Source organism: Achromobacter maghribensis, assembly GCF_057334215.1.
Window position 1 is genome coordinate 65,948 of record NZ_JBHFII010000043.1, and the last position, 4,124, is coordinate 70,071.

The 4,124-nt window shown below is 65.3% G+C and carries 3 protein-coding genes; 2 read left to right on the top strand and 1 reads right to left on the bottom strand.

What is annotated here, in order from left to right; all coding sequences use genetic code 11:
- A partial coding sequence (gene recX / locus ACE039_RS17550; RefSeq protein ID WP_485822932.1) for a recombination regulator RecX occupies positions 1-478 on the top strand: 478 nt, incomplete at its 5' end.
- Between the two features lie 182 nt (positions 479-660).
- Here recX and ACE039_RS17555 read toward each other — a convergent pair.
- Complete coding sequence (locus tag ACE039_RS17555) at positions 661-1,578, bottom strand: LysR family transcriptional regulator (protein ID WP_105554867.1); 918 nt, start codon at positions 1,576-1,578, stop codon at positions 661-663.
- A gap of 186 nt (positions 1,579-1,764) precedes the next feature.
- On the opposite strand from ACE039_RS17555, the gene metE reads away from it, so the two are divergent.
- On the top strand, positions 1,765-4,062 hold the full coding sequence (gene metE, locus ACE039_RS17560; protein WP_485822933.1) for a 5-methyltetrahydropteroyltriglutamate--homocysteine S-methyltransferase: 2,298 nt from the start codon (positions 1,765-1,767) through the stop codon (positions 4,060-4,062).
- The last annotated feature ends 62 nt before the right edge of the window (positions 4,063-4,124 follow it).

Consider the following 4,124-nt stretch of genomic DNA (forward strand, 5'->3'; position numbering starts at 1 on the left):
CGGCCTGGGGGGCGCCGTCGACGGCAAGCCCGAACGTAAAGGGCCTTCGTTGAAGATGCGGGCCGTGGGGTATTTGTCGCGGCGAGAACACGCACGCGAAGAGCTGGCGCGCAAGCTTTCCGCCTACGCCGACGATGCCGCCGAGGTCGAGGCCGTGTTGGATACGCTGGAAAAAGAAGGCTGGCTATCCACCGAACGGTTCGCGCAAAGCCTGGTGCACCGACGTGCGTCGCGGCAAGGCGCGGCACGCATCGTGCAGGAGTTGCGCCAGCATGGCGTTGACGACGTTCAGGTGGCCGAGTTGCGCGACCAGTTGCGCGCCACCGAGTACGACCGCGCGCTGGAAGTCTGGAAGAAGCGCTTCGACGCCAAGCCCGTTGACCGCGCGGCCTACGCCAAGCAAGCCCGCTTCCTGGCCAGCCGCGGCTTCGCGCACGACGTCATCCGCCGTATCGTGGGCGACCACGACGAAGAGTGACGGCGGCGCGTGGGGGCCCTTTTTACCGCCGGGCCGCCCCAAGGTAAAAAAGCCCCCTCGGGGGGCAGCAAGCACGCAGGGCGTGCGCAGCGTGGGGGCCCTTTTTACCGCTGGGCCGTCCCAAGGTAAAAAAGCCCCCTCGGGGGGCAGCAAGCGTGCGAAGCGCGCGCAGCGTGGGGGCACTATTTAGCGGATTTAATCCCTGACAGTGTCTTGAAGCAGACGTCGCGGGTGATGCTCAGGAATTCACCGATGTAGGACGCGTCCGTGTCTTCGCTGCGGACCGTCGCGTACAGGGTGCGCCACACGCCTTGCGGGCCCAGACGGCATTGCCGCAGCCAGCCCTGGTTCATATATTCCGTCAACGCCCAGTTCGGCAGCGCGGCCACGCCGCGGTTGCTGGCCACCAGTTGCGCGATGATCGGCGTGAGTTCCGCCTTGCGGATGGCGGCGGGTTCCACATCGGCCGGGTCCAGGAAGGCGGTGAAGACGTCCAGGCGCTGCTTGTCCACGGGATAGGTGATGAGCGTCTGGTCGGCCAACTGGTCGGGCATGACGAATTTGCTGCCGGCCAACGGATTGGACTCCGACACCGCCAACACCAGTTCGTACTTGAATAACGGCAGGTACTCGACCGCTTCCAGCGGTTGCGGGTCCGACGTGATGACCAGATCCAGGTCGCCGCGCACCAGGGCAGGCAAGGGGGCAAACGAAAAGGCGGCAGACAGGTCTAGCGCCACGTCCGGCCATTGCACCCGAAAGGCGTCCAGTGCCGGCATCAACCATTGGAAGCACGAGTGGCAGTCGATGGCCAGATGCAAGCGGCCCGTGCGGCCTGCGGCCAGGCGTTGCAATTCGCGTTCGGTGGCGCGGATGCGGGGCAGCACCTCGTCCGCCAGCGCCAGGACGCGCAACCCGGCGGTGGTCAGGCGGGCCGGCCGGGTGCGCCGGTTGAGCAGGGCCGTGCCCAATCGGGTTTCCAGGTCGCGCAACTGGTGTGACAGGGCCGATTGGGTCAGGTGCAGGCGTTCGGCGGCTTCTTGCAGGCTGCCGCCTTCGCGGATGGCGGTCAGCGTTTCAAGATGGCGGATTTCTAGCATCGGTGTAGGCGCAGGGCGGCGGCGTATGGCGAGTGCCCCGGCAGGCGCCGATTCCTCAGGGTGGAATGAACTTATATTGTATGAGATTTTCTCATCTAATGAATGTAGACATTGATTTTGATTCATATAACTTCGCCTGCACAATAACCGTCACTTGAGCAAATCTTGTCTAAGGGCGGTGTTGTCATGACTACTATTCATAATCTTGGGTTTCCCCGTATCGGCGCCCAGCGCGAACTGAAGCGCGCGGTGGAGGCGTATTGGGCCGGCAAGCAAAGTGCCGAAGCGCTTGAAGAAACCGGCCGTGAATTGCGCGCCAGGCACTGGAAGCTGCAAGCCGTGGCTGGCCTGAAGTTCGTGCCCGTGGGTGACTTCGCCTGGTATGACCAGATTCTGGAGTGGAGCACGCTGCTGGGCGCGGTGCCGGCCCGTTTCGGCCAGAACGACAAGGAACCCGTGACGCTGGACACGCTGTTTCGCATGGGCCGCGGCCGCGCGCCAACGGGCAAGCCTGCCGCCGCCTGCGAAATGACCAAGTGGTTCGACACCAACTACCACTACATCGTGCCGGAATTGGTTCCCGGCCAGGCGTTTCGCATCGCGCGCGAATCGCTGTTCGAGCAGATCAAGGAAGCGCAAGCGCTGGGCCACGCCGTCAAGCCGGTGATCCCGGGGCCGCTGACCTGGCTGTACCTGGGCAAGGGCGATGCTTTTGTGGCGGGCGCTGCCGACGAAGGCAAGCTGCAACTGCTGGCCGCGTTGCTGCCGGTGTACGAAGACGTGCTGGCCCGCTTTGCCAAGCTGGGCGTGGAGTGGGTGCAGATTGATGAACCCATCCTGGTGCTGGACCTGCCGCAAGCGTGGCGCGATGCCTTCAAGCGGGTGTATGCGGCGTTGGCCGCCAGCCCGGTCAAGCTGCTGATCGCCACCTACTTCGACGGGCTGAAGGACAACCTGGCCACCGCCCAGTCCTTGCCCGTGGCCGGCCTGCATGTAGACCTGGTCCGCGCGCCGGAGCAACTGGCCGACGTCGTGGCCGGGCTGCGCGCCGATCAAGTGCTGTCCGCCGGCATCATCAATGGCCGCAACATCTGGCGCACCGATCTGGACGCCGCCATCGCCGCGTTGGCGCCGATCAAGCGGCAACTGGGCGACCGCCTGTGGCTGGCCCCGTCGTGCTCGCTCTTGCATGTGCCGGTGGACCTGGCCCGCGAAACGGAACTGGACGCCGAACTCAAGAGCTGGCTGTCGTTTGCTGCGCAGAAGCTGGAAGAACTGAGCCTGCTGGGCCGCGCGTTGGATAGCGCCACGGAACCCACGGTGCAGACGGGGCTGGTCGAGCAACGCGCCGCGCTGGCGGCGCGCCGTTCGTCGGCCCGCATCCATAATCCCGTGGTGGGCCAGCGCATGTCCGGCGCCGCCGGCGTGTCGCGCGACCGCGCGCCGTTCGCCGGCCGCATCGCCCGCCAGCAAGAACAACTGGGCCTGCCCGCCTACCCGACCACCACGATCGGTTCCTTCCCGCAGACTGCCGAGATCCGCGCGCTGCGCCGCGACTGGAAGGCCGGTGCGCTGACGGACTCGGGTTACGAGACCGCCATCCGCAAGGAAATCGAGGAAGTCATTCGCTTCCAGGAAAAGGTGGGCCTGGACGTGCTGGTGCACGGCGAACCCGAGCGCAACGACATGGTGGAGTATTTTGGCGAACTGCTGGCCGGCTTCGCGTTCACCAAGAACGGCTGGGTGCAAAGCTACGGGTCGCGCTGCGTCAAGCCGCCGATCATTTTCGGTGACGTGGCCCGGCCCGCGCCGATGACGGTGGGCTGGTCGTCCTACGCGCAGTCGCTGACGGACAAGCCGGTGAAGGGCATGTTGACCGGTCCGGTCACCATTCTGCAATGGTCGTTCGTGCGCGACGACCAGCCGCGTGAACAGACCTGCCGCCAATTGGCGTTGGCGCTGCGCGACGAAGTGGTGGACCTGGAAGCCGCCGGCATCAGCGTCATCCAGATCGACGAGCCCGCCATCCGCGAAGGCCTGCCGCTGCGCCGCGCCGACTGGAAGGCGTACCTGGACTGGGCCGTGGACTGCTTCCGCCTGTCGACCGCCGGCGTGCGCGATGAAACGCAGATCCACACCCACATGTGCTATTCCGAGTTCAACGACATCATCGAATCGATCGCCGCGATGGACGCGGACGTCATTACGATTGAAACGTCGCGCTCCAACATGGATCTGCTCAAAGCGTTTGAAGACTTCGACTATCCGAACGATATCGGCCCCGGCGTGTACGACATCCATTCGCCCAACGTGCCGGAAGTGGACTGGATGGTCGGCCTGATGGAAAAGGCGGCCGCCCGCCTGCCCAAGGAACGCCTGTGGGTGAATCCTGACTGCGGCCTGAAGACGCGCGCCTGGCCCGAAACCGAGGCCGCGCTGATCAGCATGGTGCAAGCGGCCCGCGCGCTGCGCCAATCGGCCTGACGGCTGGCCGTCCGACCGCCAGCCTTCGGGGTGATAGGCGGCTTGGGCAAGCGCCCCTGGTT

Excerpts from the sequence above, each read along its gene's own strand:
- ACE039_RS17555 (WP_105554867.1), bottom strand. The coding sequence starts at position 1,578 with ATGCTAGAAATCCGCCATCTTGAAACGCTGACCGCCATCCGCGAAGGC.
- metE (WP_485822933.1), top strand. The coding sequence starts at position 1,765 with ATGACTACTATTCATAATCTTGGGTTTCCCCGTATCGGCGCCCAGCGC.